Origin of the sequence: Kitasatospora sp. DSM 101779 (assembly GCF_025655475.1) — a bacterium.
Lineage (GTDB): Bacteria > Actinomycetota > Actinomycetes > Streptomycetales > Streptomycetaceae > Kitasatospora.
Genome location: NZ_JAHTIK010000001.1, coordinates 4563743 through 4579979, shown reverse-complemented (window position 1 = coordinate 4579979; position 16237 = coordinate 4563743). Strand labels below are relative to the sequence as shown.

17 protein-coding genes are annotated in these 16237 nt (G+C 75.7%); 7 read left to right on the top strand and 10 right to left on the bottom strand.

What is annotated here, in order from left to right:
* The first annotated feature begins 24 nt into the window (after positions 1-24).
* From tatA to KSNIM_RS20865, 3 genes are all read left to right on the top strand, one after another.
* Positions 25-303 (top strand): Sec-independent protein translocase subunit TatA, encoded by a 279-nt coding sequence (gene tatA, locus KSNIM_RS20875; protein WP_263104715.1) that lies wholly within the window; start codon positions 25-27, stop codon positions 301-303.
* Between the two features lie 122 nt (positions 304-425).
* Entirely contained in the window at positions 426-1691 is a 1266-nt protein-coding gene (locus tag KSNIM_RS20870; RefSeq protein ID WP_263104714.1) for a hypothetical protein, read from the top strand.
* Positions 1688-2221 carry a potassium channel family protein gene (locus KSNIM_RS20865; RefSeq protein WP_263104713.1) on the top strand — a complete coding sequence of 178 codons (534 nt, stop codon included), beginning with the start codon at positions 1688-1690 and terminating at the stop codon, positions 2219-2221. Before KSNIM_RS20870 ends, KSNIM_RS20865 begins: the two co-directional genes overlap by 4 nt.
* 9 nt (positions 2222-2230) lie before the next feature.
* Here KSNIM_RS20865 and KSNIM_RS20860 read toward each other — a convergent pair whose 3' ends face one another.
* From KSNIM_RS20860 to KSNIM_RS20840, 5 genes are all read right to left on the bottom strand, one after another.
* Positions 2231-3784 (bottom strand): protein kinase domain-containing protein, encoded by a 1554-nt coding sequence (locus KSNIM_RS20860; RefSeq protein ID WP_263104712.1) that lies wholly within the window; start codon positions 3782-3784, stop codon positions 2231-2233.
* 63 nt (positions 3785-3847) lie between these two features.
* Positions 3848-6016: a bifunctional polysaccharide deacetylase/glycosyltransferase family 2 protein gene (locus KSNIM_RS20855; protein WP_263104711.1), complete on the bottom strand. Its 2169-nt coding sequence runs from the start codon at positions 6014-6016 to the stop codon at positions 3848-3850.
* Positions 6017-6026: 10 nt separating this feature from the next.
* Complete coding sequence (locus KSNIM_RS20850; protein WP_263104710.1) at positions 6027-6497, bottom strand: hypothetical protein; 471 nt, start codon at positions 6495-6497, stop codon at positions 6027-6029.
* Between the two features lie 280 nt (positions 6498-6777).
* Positions 6778-7623 (bottom strand): hypothetical protein, encoded by an 846-nt coding sequence (locus tag KSNIM_RS20845; protein WP_263104709.1) that lies wholly within the window; start codon positions 7621-7623, stop codon positions 6778-6780.
* Entirely contained in the window at positions 7620-8354 is a 735-nt protein-coding gene (locus tag KSNIM_RS20840; protein WP_263108043.1) for an RNA polymerase sigma factor, read from the bottom strand. The genes KSNIM_RS20845 and KSNIM_RS20840 overlap by 4 nt, the downstream gene beginning before the upstream one ends.
* Positions 8355-8573: 219 nt before the next feature.
* Here KSNIM_RS20840 and KSNIM_RS20835 point away from each other — a divergent pair, with 219 nt between their 5' ends.
* Both KSNIM_RS20835 and KSNIM_RS20830 read left to right on the top strand, forming a co-directional pair.
* Complete coding sequence (locus KSNIM_RS20835; protein ID WP_263104708.1) at positions 8574-9263, top strand: DUF4304 domain-containing protein; 690 nt, start codon at positions 8574-8576, stop codon at positions 9261-9263.
* A 112-nt stretch (positions 9264-9375) separates the two neighbouring features.
* On the top strand, positions 9376-10071 hold the full coding sequence (locus tag KSNIM_RS20830; protein WP_263104707.1) for a tyrosine-protein phosphatase: 696 nt from the start codon (positions 9376-9378) through the stop codon (positions 10069-10071).
* An 18-nt stretch (positions 10072-10089) separates the two neighbouring features.
* Here KSNIM_RS20830 and KSNIM_RS20825 read toward each other — a convergent pair whose 3' ends face one another.
* Positions 10090-10659 (bottom strand): GNAT family N-acetyltransferase, encoded by a 570-nt coding sequence (locus KSNIM_RS20825; RefSeq protein WP_263104706.1) that lies wholly within the window; start codon positions 10657-10659, stop codon positions 10090-10092.
* 16 nt (positions 10660-10675) lie between these two features.
* Here KSNIM_RS20825 and KSNIM_RS20820 point away from each other — a divergent pair, with 16 nt between their 5' ends.
* Positions 10676-11122 carry a GNAT family N-acetyltransferase gene (locus tag KSNIM_RS20820; RefSeq protein ID WP_263104705.1) on the top strand — a complete coding sequence of 149 codons (447 nt, stop codon included), beginning with the start codon at positions 10676-10678 and terminating at the stop codon, positions 11120-11122.
* A 43-nt stretch (positions 11123-11165) separates the two neighbouring features.
* On the opposite strand, the gene KSNIM_RS20815 is transcribed toward KSNIM_RS20820, so the two are convergent.
* The gene (locus KSNIM_RS20815; RefSeq protein ID WP_263104704.1) at positions 11166-11660 is read right to left on the bottom strand and encodes an NUDIX domain-containing protein; all 495 of its coding nucleotides are present in this window, start codon (positions 11658-11660) and stop codon (positions 11166-11168) included.
* 137 nt (positions 11661-11797) lie between these two features.
* Positions 11798-12076, bottom strand: coding sequence for a hypothetical protein (locus tag KSNIM_RS20810; RefSeq protein ID WP_263104703.1), 279 nt, complete (start codon positions 12074-12076; stop codon positions 11798-11800).
* 244 nt (positions 12077-12320) lie between these two features.
* Here KSNIM_RS20810 and KSNIM_RS20805 point away from each other — a divergent pair, with 244 nt between their 5' ends.
* Positions 12321-14696: a lysylphosphatidylglycerol synthase transmembrane domain-containing protein gene (locus KSNIM_RS20805; protein ID WP_263104702.1), complete on the top strand. Its 2376-nt coding sequence runs from the start codon at positions 12321-12323 to the stop codon at positions 14694-14696.
* 179 nt (positions 14697-14875) lie between these two features.
* Here the strand turns inward: KSNIM_RS20805 and KSNIM_RS20800 are convergent, their stop codons facing one another.
* Complete coding sequence (locus KSNIM_RS20800) at positions 14876-15100, bottom strand: hypothetical protein (RefSeq protein WP_263104701.1); 225 nt, start codon at positions 15098-15100, stop codon at positions 14876-14878.
* Between the two features lie 92 nt (positions 15101-15192).
* Positions 15193-16119 carry an AraC family transcriptional regulator gene (locus tag KSNIM_RS20795; RefSeq protein ID WP_263104700.1) on the bottom strand — a complete coding sequence of 309 codons (927 nt, stop codon included), beginning with the start codon at positions 16117-16119 and terminating at the stop codon, positions 15193-15195.
* Positions 16120-16237 lie beyond the last annotated feature (118 nt).

Sequence of the window (16237 nt, the reverse complement as noted above, 5' to 3'; positions counted from 1 at the left end):
CCTCGGAAGGACCGGTGGTCAGGGATGTTCCGTAACGGTCTCGAGCCCTGGCACATCCTCGTGATGGTGGCAGTGCTCGTCCTGCTGTTCGGCTCGAAGAAGCTGCCCGAGATGGCCCGTGGACTCGGCAAGTCCATGCGCATCCTGAAGGCCGAGACCAAGGCGCTCCGCGAGGACGACGCCCAGGCCGAGGGCCAGAACACCACCGCCTCCTCGACGGCGGCCGACCAGCCGCGTCCGGCGGTCAGCCCGACCAGCGTCACCACCTCGGCCGAGACCACCAAGTCGGCCACCAACGCCTGAGACCACCCCGGAGCCGCCGGTACGTCACCCGACGTGCCGGCGGCTCCGGCGTTCTCGCCGACTGGCCCGACCGTCGGAGCCGGTGTCTGCTGGGACGGACGCATCCCCGTGTGGAGGCACCGATGGCCAGCAGCCCGCCGGACGGGCCGGACGGGCCCGCTCCGACCCCGTCACCGGCACGGCGACCCCTGCGCTCCGCAGCGGCCGCCGTGCTGATCGTGCTGGCGGTGCTGCTCACTCCCCCGGCCGTCGTCGCCGCCTGGGCGAAGTCGGAGATCAGCGACCCCGACCGGTACGTCGCGACCATGGCGCCGCTCGCCCACGACCCGGCGGTGCAGGCCGCCGTGACGAACCGGGTGACCGCGGCCGTCGTCGAGCGGCTGCCCGTCGACTCCCTGGTCTCCGACCTCGCCCCCGGCGGCGCACCACTGCTGGACGCGCTGCTGCAGCGGCTCGGCTCGGCACTGGACAGCGGCGTCACCGGGCTCGTCCACGACGGCGTGCAGCGGCTGGTGCGGAGCGACGCCTTCCCGGCCACCTGGGAGGAGCTCAACCGCAGCGCGCACGCGGCCGTCGACCGGGCGCTCACCGGCGAGGGCGGCGGCGGCGTCGAGGTCCGCGGGAACACCGTCACCCTCGACCTCGCGCCGGTGATCGACCGGGCCAAGCAGGCGCTGGTCGCCGACGGCGTGCAGGTCGCCTCGCGCATCCCGGAGATCCACACCTCGTACGTGCTGGTCCGATCCGACCAGGTGACGCACGTCCGGACGCTGCTGCGGCTGCTGTCCCTGGCCGGGTACTGGGTGGCCGTGCTGGCGGCGGCCTGCGCGGTGGGCGGGGTACTGCTCGCGGTGCGGCGGCACCGGGCCGCGGTGGCCGCGGCGCTCGGGGCGGCAGCCGCGGCCGGACTGCTCGGCCTCGGGCTGACCGCGTTCCGGGCGGTCTACCTGGACCGGCTGCCCGCGGGCGTCGACCAGGACGCCGCCGCCGCGGTCTACGACACCCTCGTCCGCTACCTGCGGGACGCCGTCCGGCTGGTGATCGCGCTCGGCCTGCTGGCCGCCCTGGGCGCCTGGCTGTCCGGCCGGGGACGCTCGGCGGGCGCGGTGCGCGGCCTGTGGGAGGCCGGGCTGGGCGGCGTCCGCACGGCCGCCGAGCGGATGGGGCTGCGGCCCGGGCCGGTCGGCCGCTTCGTGCACCGGTTCAAGGCCTGGCTCTGCTGGGCGGCGGTCGGCGCGGCCGTGCTCGTGCTGCTGCTCTGGGACCGTCCGACCGCAGGGGTCGCGGTCCGGCTCGGGGTGGCGCTGCTGGTCGTCCTCGCGGCGGTCGAACTGCTCAACGAGCCGGGCGACGCACCGGCGGCCCCGGTGATGGAGGTGCGCCCGTGAGGCAGCGTCCGAACATCCTTGGCCTGGTGGCCATGCTCGGCGGGCCGGCCCTCATGCTGACGGCGTGGTTCCTGGTGCCGATCGGCGTCTTCGGCCCGGAGCACCCGGCGGTCAGCTGGACGACGTTCGCCCTGGCGCTGGTCGCCCTGGCCGCCGCGCTGATGCACGAGATCTGGTCCGAGCTGACCGAGCGGCCCGGCCACCCCGCCTTCGTGATCATGCTGCTGATCGCGGGGGCCCTGATCGTCTTCGCGACCGCCTACCTGTCGCTGGCCCGCACCCCGGGGACGTTCGAGGGCATCCTGACGACCCGGCTGGACGCCCTGTACTTCACCGTGATCACCATGGCCACGGTCGGCTACGGCGACATCACCCCGGTCAGCCAGGAGGCCCGGGGCATCGTGATGCTGCAGATCCTCTACACGCTGATCTTCCTGACCGCGGGCGCCACCTCCGTCAGCCGGCGGACCCGCAACCTGGTGGGACGCCGGATCGGCCGCACGCCGGAGGGGCCGTCCGGCCCGGACTGAGCGGGCCGGTCAGTCCGCCTTGGCGTGCACCGCGGCGGTGATCGCCGCGAGGCGGGTCTGCCAGGAGGCGAAGGTCGCCGGCGGCAGCGCGTGCCGCTTGCCGAGGTCGCGGACCGTCCGCTGGGCCGACTTCAGCCTGTCCTCCGCGGCCGAGAAGTCCTCGCTGCTGATCGCGTCCGAGGCCGCGTCGAGGGTGCGCAGCAGCGACTCCTTGCGGTCCTTCTCCTTGGCCAGCTCGGTGCCGGCGATGTCGGAGCGCAGGTCCGCCAGGGCCGCCGCCGCCGCGCTCAGCCGGCCGGCGGAGGGCGAGGCCGAGCGGGAGGGCGAGGCCGAGGCCGTCGGGCTGGGCACCGACGAGGGGGCCGCGGGGGCCGTGGCGGTGACCGACGCGCCGGGGGTCGCGGCCGCCGCGGTGCCCTCGCCGTCCGGACCACCGTTGAACACGAACGCCGCCACCGCGGCCACGCCCACCAGTACGGCTGCGCCGGCACCGGCCAGCAGCCAGGGGTTGCGGCGCTCCGGCTCGGACTGCTCGTCCGCCTCGTCCGCCCACGCGGGGGCGGCGGTGGGCGGCATGTCCATCTGCGGCAGCAGCGAGGTGCGCTGCTGCTCCACGTACGGCTGCTGACCGGCGGCGGGGAAGGACGGGGGCGTCGGGAAGCCGCCCTGCGGGCCGGCCACCGGCGGGAGCACCTGGGTGGCGGCGCCGAGCAGCTCGCTGGTGCGGTCCTGGGCGGCGGCGACCGGGACGGCGGCCAGCAGCTCGGCCCGGGCGGCACCGGCGCTCACCGGGCGGTCCTCGGGGTTCTTGGCCAGCAGCCGCATGATCGCGACGTCCAGCGCGGGCGGGATCTCCGGGCGGTGCAGCGAGACCGGGGCGGGCTGCTCGGAGACGTGCTTGAAGGCGATCGCGACGGGGGTGTCGGCGGTGAACGGCGGGGCGCCGGTGAGCATCTCGGTGAGTACGCAGCCGACCGCGTACAGGTCGGAGCGGCCGTCCAGCGGCGCAGCGGTGGCCTGCTCCGGCGAGAGGTAGGAGGCGGTGCCGAGGACGGAGGCGCTCTGGGTGAGCTGCTGTCCGGCGGAGGCGTTGGCCCGGGCGATGCCGAAGTCCACCACCTTCACGCCGCCGTCGTCGGAGATCATGATGTTGCCGGGCTTGACGTCCCGGTGCACCAGGCCGGCGGCGTGCGCGACCTCCAGTGCCTCGCAGACGGCGGCGGCGATGCCGACCGCGCGCTCCAGCGGCAGGATGCGCTGCTCGGCGAGCAGGGCGCCGAGCGTCCGGCCCTGCACCAGCTCCATGACAATGTACGGGGAGCCCTGGTCGACACCGGAGTCGAAGACCATGACGATCCGCGGGTGGACCAGCATGGCGGCGAGCTGGGCCTCGCGGCCGAAGCGCTCGGCGAAGCGGGGGTCGTCGGCGAGGCCGCCGTTCAGCACCTTGACCGCGACCTGGCGGCCCAGCTGGTGGTCCGTGCCGCGGTACACGGTGGCCATGCCGCCGACGCCGAGTATCTCGGTCAGCTCGTAGCGGCCGTTCAGCGCGCGTCCGATCACCCGTCCGGCTCCTCTCGCTTCCGTGGTCCGGGCCTCGGCGCCCGCCTCGTGCACCTGTGCACCCTAGCGGCCCGCCGCTGCTCCAGCCGACGGCGGCGGAACGGAGAGGCTGCCGTAGCGCTGCATCCGCTGCCAGCGCAGCCGGGATCCGGCCAGGGCGGTGCAGACCGACTGGATCACCACCAGGTACATCAGCTGCCGGTAGACGACCTGCTGCAGCGGCAGTGTCCAGAGCGGGCCGAGCTTCTCGCCGTCCAACCGGAAGGCGTAGCCGCCCATGGCGACCTGCATGAGCATGAAGGCCAGCCAGAGGCCGGTGATCCGGACGGGGTCGAGGAAGACCAGTCCGTACAGGGTGAAGACGTCGACCACCGGCGCGAGCAGCGGCAGCAGGACCTGGAACATCAGCAGGTAGAGCAGGCCGCGGCGGCCGAGCTTGCCGGCCTGGCCGCGCTGGCGGAGCGCGCCGCGGTGCTTCCACATGGCCTGCAGGGTGCCGTAGCACCAGCGGTAGCGCTGCCGCCAGAGGGCGCCCAGCGAGGCGGGGGCCTCCGTCCAGGCCTTGGCCCGCTCCTCGTAGACGACCCGCCAGCCGGCCCGGCACAGGGCCATGGTGAGGTCGGTGTCCTCGGCGAGGGTCGACTCGCCGACGCCGCCGATCCGCAGCAGCGCGGAGCGACGGAAGGCTCCGACCGCTCCGGGCACGGTGGGCATGCACTCGGCGAGGTCGAAGAGCCGCCGGTCCAGGTTGAAGCCGACCACGTACTCGATGTGCTGCCAGCGGCCGAGCAGGCCGCCGCGGTTGACCACCTTGGCGTTGCCGGAGACGGCGCCGACCCGGCGGTCGGCGAACGGCTGGACGAGCATCCGCACGGCGTCCGGCTCGAACACGGTGTCGCCGTCGACCATGACCACGAGCTCGGCACGGGCGTACCGCAGGCCCAGGTTGAGGGCGGCGGGCTTGCCGGAGTTGGGCTGCCGGAAGACCCGGACGTACGGGAGGTTCAGCGACTCGACGAGGTCGGCGGTGCCGTCGGTGGAGCCGTCGTCGACGACGATCACCTCGACCGGGTGGTCGGAGGCGAGCAGCGAGCGGACGGCGGCCTCGATGCCGGCGCTCTCGTTGTAGGCGGGGACGATCACCGAGACGGGTTCGGTGACCGGCGGCCCCCAGCCGCGGGCCCGCAGCCGCTTGTGCCGATGGGCCGCGACCAGGAGGGCGATCGCGCGCAGCACGCCGATCGCGCCGGCCGCCCAGAGCAGCCAGTCCAGCAGGTCGAGCAGCCGGGAACTGGCGCCGAGCACAGCGATCAGTGCGAGCCCCTGCCAGTGCTCGGCGGCGGTCGCGGCGCGTACGGGCTCGGTCGTGCCGACGGCGGCGGAGACGGTGTCGAACTTCCAGCCGGCCGCCTGCAGCCGCGGCAGCAGGACGTCCAGGGCGGCCACGGTCTGGCTGCGGTCGCCGCCGGCGTCGTGCATCAGCAGTACCTGGCCGTCGCGGCCCTTCGGGGTGGCGGCGGCGACGATCGCCTCGGTGCCCGGCCGGCGCCAGTCCTCGGTGTCCTGGGTGGTCAGGACGGTGAGGTAGCCGTCCCGGCCGGCCTGCCGGACGGCGTCCCAGCCGGCGTCGGTGAGCGCGTCGTTCCCGGCGGAGTAGGGCGGCCGGAAGAGCGTGCTGGTCACTCCGGTGGCACCGGCCAGCGCCAGCTGGGACTCGCGGAGCTCCAGCGTGCGCCGCCAGGGCGCGACGGCCGAGAGGTCGGTGTGGGTGAAGGTGTGCACACCGATCTGGTGGCCCTCGGCGACGATCCGGCGGGCGAGGCCGGGTTCGGCGGCGACCTGGGTGCCGACGGTGAAGAAGGTGGCGTGCACGCCGTGGCGGCGGAGCACGTCGAGGATCTGCGGGGTCCAGCGCGGGTCCGGGCCGTCGTCGAAGGTGAGGGCGATCGTCCCCGCAGCGGGGCGGGCGGTGCGGGCGGTGCCGTCCTCGGCCGCCGCGATGACCGGGCCGCCGGTGCTCACCTCCTCGGGGACGGCCGCGCTGCTGCCGCCCGCGGGGGCGGCACCGTCGGCGGTGTTCCCGTACATGTGCCGGGTGTAGCCCTGCAGCAGCAGGGCGGCCGCCAGGGTCAGGACGAGCACGGTGAGCAGCAACCAGTGGGTGCGCAGCGGCGTCTGCCGGGCGGCGGCCCGGCGGCCGCGGCTCCTGCGGGGGCGAGTGGCGGTGGTCACGGGGTCGCGCTCACGGGGTCTTGGTGGGCTTGCGGCTGGGCTGTGCGGTGGGGCGGCCGTGGGTCGGGCTCGGCGTGGTCGTCGCGGTGGCGGTCGCGGGCGTGGTGGTGGGCGTGGTGGTGGGCGCCGTGGTACGGCTGGCGGGCGCCGTCGGCCGGCCCGTGGCGGTGCGGATGCCGGTCGGTCCGGCGGCGCCGGGCGCCTGCGCGGTACCGGCCGCCTCCGGTGTTGACGGCGCTGTGGGCACGGTGGCCGCCGGCGTCACGGAGGGCGCGGGCAGGGCGGGCAGGAAGGGGGCGTTCAGGGTCGGGCCGCCGACCAGGCTGGAGGCGAGCAGGCCGAGGTAGCCGGCGGCGGGCACGGTGAGCAGCCAGCCCGCCCGGCGGACCAGGCGCCGGCGGCGGCCGCTGCCGTCCACGAACACCGGGGCGTCCGGTGGTGGCACCGCCACGCGGGGGATCCGCAGCGTGTCCTCGGTCACGGGTGCTCCAATCGTCGCCCGCGGGTCCGGCGCGGGCCGGACGGGCGGTGGACACGGGGGAATCCACCGCCCGCCCGGGGCTCCGTGGCGCCCGCCCGGGGCGGATCCGGACGGGCGCAAGGACCCGGGGGAGTTCCTGCGCCCGTCCGGAGCGGTTCCCGGGGAGGCGGTGGGCACGGGGGAACCCACCGACCCCCCGGAGTCTTCGGGGTGGTGCGGTCACCGGACGGCCGCCGGGCCCGGGGGGAGTGTGCCCGCCGGCCGTCCGGAGTCTCTGAGGTCACCTCACCGCGGCACCGACCTGGCCGGCGACCTCGGGGAGGTCCTGGGTGGCGGTGCGGGCCGGGGTCCGCTCGCCCTTCGTCGGGGAGGCACTCGGCTGGCCGCCGTGGCCCGCGCCGGTGGTGGCGGACGGGCTCGCCGTGGCGGTCCCGCCCTTGCCCGACTTGCAGTACGAGTCGACCTTGGCGGCACCCCCGGCCGCCGCGACCAGCGGTGCCATCCGCGGCTCGGCCAGCAGGTCGCGCTGTTTGGTGCCGCTGTGCGAGCGGTCCGTCCAGACCTGGCAGAGCGCCGTGAGGTCGGGCAGCGCGGAGGCCGGTGCCGAGGCGGAGCCGGCCGAGGGGGAGGCGGCGGTGTCGGTGCGGTCGGCGCTGCCGGACGCCGTCGGCCGCCCGCTCGGGGTGCTGCCGGCGCGGGACGCGGAGGCCGGGTCGGCCGGGGAGGCGGCCGGTGCGACGGAGGCGTGCCCCTTGGCCGGGCTGCCGCCGAGGGCCTCCGGCAGGTTGCCGGTGCCCGCGGCGACGGCGACACCGCCGACGGCGGTCACGGCGAACGCCGCGACGAGTGCCTTCAAGGTGAAGGTCCTCCTTCGCGCGTGGTCCGCCATGGTCGCTCTCCCGGGGTGCGGTGCAGGTGTGCGACGAGCCTCCCGGAAGGCGGCCACGGCCTGTTCCTCCCCGGGCAGTGCGCCGTCGGTGGGTGGTGCTGCCGCGGCGGCGAGCAGCCCGGCGAGGGCCGCATGACCGGTGAGGGAGGCCGGACCGGCCTCCGAGCCGACCGCGGCGCCGCCGAGCAGCTGCTCGGCCGTGTCCCGGTCGATCCGGTGGGATCGGTTCTTGCTCATCTCATGTCCTTCAGCGTCGCGGTCCGCGCGGGCGTCACACCCCGCGCGGAATTTTTTTCGGGAGGCTGCTGCCGGGGCAGTCCGGCGGCCGGGCCGCCGGTCTGTTCGAGCAGCTTGGCCAGCCGCTTCAGCCCGCGGTGGGCGGCCATCCGGACGCTGCCGGAGCGCTTGCCGAGCACCCGGGCGGCGCTCTCCGCGTCGAGCTGGAACATCACGCGCAGCAGGACGGCCTCGGCCTGGTCGCGGGGCAGCCGGGATATCAGGGCGAGCGCGTCGGCGGTGGTGACGGTCGCGATGGCGCTGTGCGCGGTGTCCTCGGCGGCCGCGAGGTCGAGCAGATGCTCGACGGGCAGGTCGGCGACCGGGCGGCGACGCTGGCGGCGCAGGTGGTCCATGGCGCGGTTGCGGGCGATGGTGGCCACCCAGCCGCGGAAGCCGTCCGAGTCGCCCCGGAAGCCGTCGAGGTCGCGGGCGATCTGCAGCCAGGTCTCGGAGGCGATGTCCTCGGCGTCCTCGGGTCTGCCGCCGACCAGGACTCTCAGGTAGCGCAGCAGTCCGGGCTGGACGGCTCTGAACAGCAGGCGGAAGGCCTGTTCGTCGCCGTTCCGGGCGGCCGCCACGGCCGCGGTGAGGTCCGCCGTCCGGCCGGGCGGGTGGTCCGGGCTGGTGGTGTGGCCCGCCGGGTCGCCGACGCCCGGCCCGTGGTGATCTGCACTGTGCACCCGCCACATCATGGGCCATCACGGTGCGGCCGTGGGGCGACAGGGGCGAGGTCCGCGGTGCGGGCCCGAGGTCCGCGGCCGACGGGACCAATGTCCTGGCAGCGGCTGTCATTCGTCCGCAGCCGACAGAGGTGACCGGGGCATACGTTGGACCGGGCCGCTCCACCCCCTCGCGGCCCGCCCGGTCCCGCCCACCCACCGGACCCCGCCTACCCTCAGGACACCGTGATGACCACTGCCCGGACGCTCTTCGCGGAGGGCATGCGCGACCATCTCGCGCCCGCCCTGCGCGCCATGGGCTTCACCGGCTGGCGGCACACCTTCGCCCTGCCCGACGAGGAGCACTGGGCGCTGCTGGGTATCGAGCTCGGTGTCGCCGACGACCACCTCGTCCGCTACACCGTGAACCTCGGGCTCACCCCCAAGTCGGCCTGGGCGGCCGACCGGTCCCGGCGGGCACTGCGGCCGAACCCGAACGCGGTCACCGGTCTGGAGTCCTGGCGGACCGGGATCGGCGGGCTGCTACCGGTCGGCGGCGACGTGTGGTGGCAGATCACCCCCGGCCCGCGCTGGGCGGTCGCCGTCCAGGACACGGTGTCGGCCGTCCGCCACTACGGGCTGCCCGAGCTGCTCCGCCGCCTGGAGACGGCCTCCGGGGCCACCGAGGGCTACCTCGCGCCCGAGGAGCTGGTGGACGTCAACGCGGCGCTGCGGCTCGCCGACGTCGCCCCGATCCGCCGGACCGAGCTGACCGGCCGGACGCTGCGGCTGTACGGCGACTGGTCGCCGGCGGACCCGGTCGCCCGCGAGGTGCTCCGCGGCGCCGCCACCGGCTTCCTCTCGGTCGGCGACACCCGCTTCGCCGCCGTCGGCTGCCGCGACACGGCCGGCCGGGACCTCTGGTCCTTCGGCGCCTGAGCGGCCGGGCGCCGGTGCCGGACGGTGCCGGGGGAACCATCGGTGCACCCCCGGGAGTCTGATCTCCGGGGGATTCGCAGGGACCCCCGCAACGGCATGGGGGGAACGGGACATGACGGACGACCGGCGCCTGGTGTGGGACGGCTGCCTCAATGTGCGCGAGCTCGGCGGGCTGCCCACCCGGGACGGCCGGCGGACCCGGCGGGGGGCCGTCGTCCGCGCCGACAACCTGGACCGGCTGACCGCCGAGGGCTGGGCCGCACTGCAGGCGTACGGGATCCGCACCGTGATCGACCTGCGCAACGAGGAGGAGTACCGGCCGCTGCTGGAGCGCCCGGACGGCGTGGAGCTGGTGCGGGTGCCGCTGGACGAGCTGGCCGGACCTGACTGGTGGGCCCGGTTCGGCGGCCTGGACGGCACCCCGCTGGCCTTCCGGCCGTACCTGGACCACTGCCCGCGCGCGGTGGCGGAGGTGGTGGCCGCGGTCGGCCGGGCGGCGCCCGGCGGTGTGGTGGTGCACTGCGGGGCGGGCCGCGACCGCACCGGGCTCGCCGCCCTGGTGCTGCTCGCGCTGGCCGGGGTGACGGCCGACGCGATCGTCGACGACTACCTGCTGAGCGCCGGCAACCTGCGTCCGCTCTGGGCGATGCTGGGCCGCCCCGACGAGACCGCCGAGATCGAGGCGGTACTGGACCGGGCCGGCACCACGGCCGAGGCGGCGCTGCTGGAGACGATCGCCGAGTTCGAGCCGGCCGCCTTCCTGCCGCCGGCCGACACCGCGGCGGTCCGGACTCGGCTGCTGGGCTGACCGCCCGGGCGGGGCCGGCTACCAGAGGCGGTCGACCGTGCCCGGGTGGAGGTCGATCCGGGCACGGTCGAAGCCGCTCCGGCCGGCCCGGCCGTGCGCGGAGAAGAACCCGGCGAGGACCACCTTGTCGAAGCCCGGCCGGTCGCTCGGGAAGGGCTCCTTCGCCGTACCGCCGACCAGGACGGCGCCGGGCAGCACCTCCCAGCCGGCCCGCTCGTAGAACCCGCACAGCGGCCGGTCGCAGGTGAACAGGCCGAGGTCGGCGCCGAGCGCGGCGATCCGCGCACGGGCCGCCGTGACGAGCGCCAGCCCGTGACCCCGCCCCCGGACGGCCGGGTCGGTGACCACCGCGGACAGGCCGCGCACGGCGAACACCTCGCCGCGGTGCCGGAGTTCCTTGCCGAGCAGGTCGAGGGCGGCCACCACCCGCGGCCCGTCGACCAGCAGCATGCTCCGCGGGTCGAGCGCCCGGTCGTGGCTGACCCCGGGGTCGGGCCCGCCGGTGGGCCAGGCCTGCTCCTGCAGGGCCCAGACCTGGGCGCGCAGCCCGGCCGGCACCTCGGCCTCCGGGTACTCCAGGATCTCCATCTGCCAGACTCCCCCTGTGATCGTCCGTACCGCCGCCCGCGGCGACCTGCCCGCCGTGCTCGCCCTGCTCGCCGACGAATCCGCTGTCACCGATCCGGCCTCGGTGCAGGTCGGGGCAGCGTACGAAACGGCCTTCGCCGCCATCGAGGCGGACCCGCGCAACGAACTGCTGGTGCTCGACGAGGGCGACGGCACCGTGCTCGGCTGTCTGCAGCTGACCCGCATCCCCGGCCTCGGCCGGGGCGGGGCCGAGCGGGCGCTGATCGAGGCCGTCCGGGTCCGGGCCGACCGGCGCGGCGGCGGGCTGGGCCGGCTGCTGCTGGCCCGGGCGATCGACCGGGCCCGCGAACAGGGTTGCGGCCTCGTCCAGTTGACCAGCAACAAGCGCCGGACGGAGGCGCACCGCTTCTACGCCTCGCTGGGGTTCGAGCGCAGCCACGACGGCTTCAAGCTCGTCCTGTGAGGCTGCGACCGCTGCTCGACGACCGCTGATCAGAGACCGCTGATCAGAGACCGCTGACCGGGCTGGTGACGATCCTGGTGCGGCCGTCGGCGCGGGCGGCGAGGCCGGCCGACAGGCGCAGCGAGCGGGCCGGGCCGAGGAGTTCGAGCGCCTCGTCGACCTCCGCCCAGCGGTGGTCGTCGAGTTCGCCGGCGGGCAGGGTGATCGGGGTGTCGGCCGGCAGGGTCCCCAGGTCGAAGAGGAAGTGGCAGGCGGGGTGGTCGAGTTCGCCGGACGGGTTGGTCCAGGCGACGGCCAGCAGCTCGCCGGCCTCCTTCTCGATGCCGGTCTCCTCGTGCAGTTCGCGGGTGGCGCACTGCTGCGGGTTCTCGCCGAGGTCGACGGTGCCGCCGACGAACTGCCAGTGCTCGCGGTAGCCGGCCTTGACGATCAGCACCCGGCCCTGCGGGTCGGTGATCAGGCAGCCGGCGGCCGCGTACACCCTGGGCAGCGAGGCGAGCCACTCCTCACGGGTCTGCAGCAGGGGGCTGTCGGACATGCGGTGCTCCTCCGCGTCGGGAACGGCCGCCGGGCGGCGGCACGGTGCCCCACTCTTCCGCATCGGCGTCCTTCCGCGGCGGCGCACGGCCGCGCCCCGTCGTCGCCGGCGGGGCGCGGACGGGTACGGGCGGGGGCTCAGTGCGCCGAGTGCTTCTCGGCGCCGCGGTGCCGGTGGCCCGGCAGTTCGACGTGGTGGGCGACGCCGGCCATCGGCCCGGCAGTGGTGGAGGCGCGGCGCCCGCCGTGACTGAACATCGCGTCGCCGAAGTACGGCCCACTGCGGGCGGCGGAGGCGGTGTCGGTGTGCATCTGCGGGGCGAGCGGGCCCGGATTGCTCGCCATACCGCGGCGTTCGAGGAGTTCCTGGGTGCCGCGGCGGAGCTTGGTCATCTTGCCCGTGGTCTGCTTGGCCATGGTCGGCCTCCCTTCGGCAGCCGGGCCGCCCGCGGGGGGCCGCGGGGCTCGGGAACGCCGGCCGCACGGGGTGTTATGTCCGGATTTTAGCGTTTTCACTCCTCCCTGCACCCCCGGCCGGCCGGGCCGCACCTCCGGCCCGGACACCCGGCCCAGACGCACGCACGGCGGGCGGCCCGGCGGGCGAACGGATCCCGTGACCGGCGTCGCACTCCCCCGTCCGGGGGATGTGGGAGCATGCCGCGTGGCCACGCTGACCCCCGCAGGAGAACTGCGGACCGCGCCCGCGACACCGCGTCACCGCCGGGTGCGGCACCCGGCGGCGCTGATCCGCGCCCTGATCGGGCTCGCCGCGATCGGCCTGCTCCTGCTGCTCGCCCAGTACGCCCAGGGCACCGCCGGTGGCCTGGACGCCGACGTCGTCGAGGGCACCGGACTGCTGCCCCGGCCGCCGGTACGGCTGCTGGCCGCCTGCAGCGCGGCCGCCCTGCTGCTCGTGCCACTGGCCTTCGCCGTCGGCCGGGTACTGCGCCGGGCCGGCCGGCAGGTCGCCGACGGCGTGCTCGCCGCCGTCCTCGCCTACACCGTCTCGCTCCTGCTCGACCTCGCGGTCGGCGGCCTGACCGCGCTCACCCACCCCTTCCCCGAGGGCCCCGGCCGCACCGACCCGGTGTACGGGCACCTGGCCCCGGTACTGGCCTTCATGACCGCCGTCGGCACCGGCGGACTGCCCCGCTGGCGGGCCTCACTGGCAGCCACCCTCACCGCCGCCGGCCTGTCCGGACTGCTCACCGGCTACGCCACCCCGCTCTCGGTGCTGCTCGCCCTGCTGGTCGGATGGACCACCGCCCACCTGGTCGCCTGGGCGGTCGGCGAACCCACCCGCGAGCCGTCCGAACTGCAGCTGTGGGTCACCCTGCGCAACGCCGGAACCCGCCCGAACACCGTGCGGGTGGCCGGCCCCTGCCGGTACCTGGTGACCCAGCACCAGGACCGCCCCGACCTGGACGTCCGGCTGCTCGACCGGCGCGCCGCCGCACTCGGCCTCCCGCAGCACGTCTGGCAGCTGCTGCGACTGCGCACCGCACCGCTGCCGCTCGGCCTGCGTTCGCTCCGCGAGGGCCTGGAGCACCAGACCCTGGTGGCGCACGCCGCCGTCGCGGCCGGGGTGCGCACCCCGGAACCGCTGGCCGCCGCCGAACTCGGACCGGACGCCGCCCTGGTGGCCTACCGCCACCTGCCCGGCCGACCGCTCGGCGGCGTCCGCGCCGAGGAGGTCACCGACGAGGTCCTGCACGACGCCTGGCGGCAACTGCGGCTGCTGCACCGGCGCAGCATCGCCCACCGCACCCTCGGACCCGACACCGTCCGGCTCGGCCCGGACGGCGAGGTGCAGCTCACCGAACTCGCCCACGGCGAGATCGCGGCCGGCGAACTGCTGCTGCGCCTGGACGTGGCCGGGATGCTCACCGCGCTGGCGCTGCGGGCCGGGGCGGAGCGAACGGTCGCCGCCGGCGCCGCGGTGCTCGGGCCTGCCGCGATCGGCGGCGCCCTCCCGCTGCTGCAGCCGATCGCGCTGCCCCGGGCGACCCGGGACGCGCTCGCCGAGCAGCCCGAACTTGCCGCCGCGATACGCGCGGAGGTGCTGCGGCTGCGCCCGCAGGCGCCGGTGGAACCCGTCCGGCTGGAGCGGCTCAGGCCGCGCACCCTGGCCACCGTGGCGGCCGGGATGGCCGGCGGGTACCTGCTGCTGCAGGCGCTGTTCGGCTCCGGCCTGGACTCCTTCCGCGCGGTGGCCGACGCCGACCCGCTCTGGCTCTCGGCCGCCGTCGTGGCGGCGGCCGCCAGCTACGGCGCGGCCGCCCTCGGATTCATCGGCTTCGTCCCGGAACGGCTCGACCCGCGCGGCGCACTGGCCGCCCAAGTGGCGGGCTCCTTCGTCAAATTGGTGTCGCCCGGCGGGGTGGGCGGTATCGCGCTGAACACCCGCTTCCTGCAGGCAAGCGGGATCCCCACCGCACAGGCGCTCTCCAGCGTGGGCGCCTCCCAGCTGGTCGGCCTGGCCCTGCACATGCTGCAACTCGCCTTCTTCACCACCCTGGTGGGCCTCGGGCCGCAGACCGAACTGCCCAGCCCGGCCTGGCTCGCGGCCGGACTCGGCCTGGTCGCCGCCGTCCTGCTGTCCGCGCTCGCGGTGCCCTGGCTGCGACGGCGGATCGCCGGCCTGCTGAGGCCGCTGCGGGCCGAGGTGCTGCCGCGGCTGCTGGACCTGCTGCAGCAGCCGGGCAAGCTGGCGGCCGGCATCGCCGGCCAACTGCTGGTGTCCACGGCCTTCGTGGCCTGCCTGTACTGCTGCGCGCTGGCGGTCGGGGCCCGGCCGTCCTTCAGCGCGGTCGCCGTGGTGTTCCTGGCCGGAAACGCGGCCGGCTCCGCCGCACCCACGCCGGGCGGCGCGGGCGTGGTGGAGGGCCTGCTGACGGAGGGCCTGGCGCACACCGGCGGCATGGACCAGGGCAGCGCCTTCGCCGCGGTGATGCTCTTCCGGCTGCTGGTCTTCCTGCTGCCGGTCCTCCCCGGCTGGCTCGCCTTCACCTGGCTCCAGCGGCAGCGGGCGCTGTAAGCCCCGCACCGTATGCAGCACCCGTCAGGGCAGCACCCCAGGGGCGCGGGGAACTGCGCAATTCGGATCGGGCTGCCGTACGGATCGGCGCTCGGCCCGAATTCTGTGGCGTACCCACTCCCGGCCTGCGCAGTTCCCCGCGCCCCTGAGCGGCTCCCGCCGCCCCTGAGGATCGTGCCTCAGTCCCGGTAGTCGTCCTCGTCGAGGGAGACGACCATGGACTGCTCGACGGCGTCGCCGTCGTCGGCCTGGTCCGCGCCGAGGGCCCGCCGCTCGCGCAGTTGCTCCAGTTCGTCGCCCTGGCGCTCGGCCACCTCCCGCTCCTCGTCCTCCGCCTCCATGACGGCCGGCGACTCCTCGTCGTAGTCTTCGGGGAACTCCGGGTTCTCTGGGTTCTGGACCATGGCGCCAGTATCCGCCGCGGACCGTCCGCACGCGCCCCCTCGGCCGACCTCGGCGTGTTGGACGCGGTGGGCCGGCGGCGCCCGTCCCCGGGTCAGGCGGCGTCTCGGGCCCGGCGCCGGTACTGGCCGGGCGGCAGCCCGTACGCCCGTTTGAAGGCCTTGGCGAAGGCGAACTCCGAGCGGTAGCCGACCCGGTCGCCGACCACCGCGATCGGGGTGTCGGAGTGCCGCAGCAGTCCGGCCGCGGTGGTCATCCGCCAGCGGGTGAGATAGGCCAGCGGCGGTTCGCCGACCAGGCCGGTGAACCGGCGGGCGAACGCCGCCCGGGAGAGGCCGACGCCGGCGCCGAGACTCTCGACCGTCCAGGCGCCGCCGGGGTCGGCGTGGATCGCCTTCAGCGCGGGGGCGATCGCGGGGTCGCGCAGGGCGGCGGCCCAGCCGACCGCGGCGGCGTCCGGCTGTTCGTCGAGCCAGGCGCGCAGGATGTAGAGCAGCAGCAGGTCGATCAGCTGGGCGACGATGCCGTCGGAGCCGGGGCCGGGCTGCTCCAGTTCGGCGGCGAGCAGGTCGACGGCGGAGGCGAGCGCGGTGTGGCGGCCGCGCCGGGCCGGCAGGTGGATCAGCGGGGGCAGGGTGGCGACCAGCGGGTGCGGGCGCTCCTGGTCGAGGAGGTAGGAGCCGCAGAGGATCGAGGTGGCCGGGCCGGTGCCGGGATCGGCGGGGCTCGGTTCCGGCAGCCGGGGCCAGCTGAGGTCGGCCCGGTAGTCGACGACCGGGGAGCCGGGGTCGTCGGCGAGGACGTGCTCGCGTCCGCTGCGCGCGAAGACGATGTCGCCGGGGCCGAGCGGGGTGGCCGCGCCGCCCGGCTCGATCAGCCAGCAGGTGCCGGAGAGCACCACGTGGAAGCCGGCGCCTGCCTGCTCGGCGAAGCGCAGGCCCCAGGGCGCCCGGCAGTCGGTGCGGGCGGAGACGGGCTTCCCGGTCCGTACGGAGGCGACGGCGTCGGTGAGGATGTCCACCCGGCGAGCCTATCCGCCCGTCCGCCACGAAGAGACGATCGGACATCGAATCGAGTCGATCAGCCATTCATCGTCTCCCTCGGGGGTTCCTACGGTGGACACCGACCCGATCGGCGGG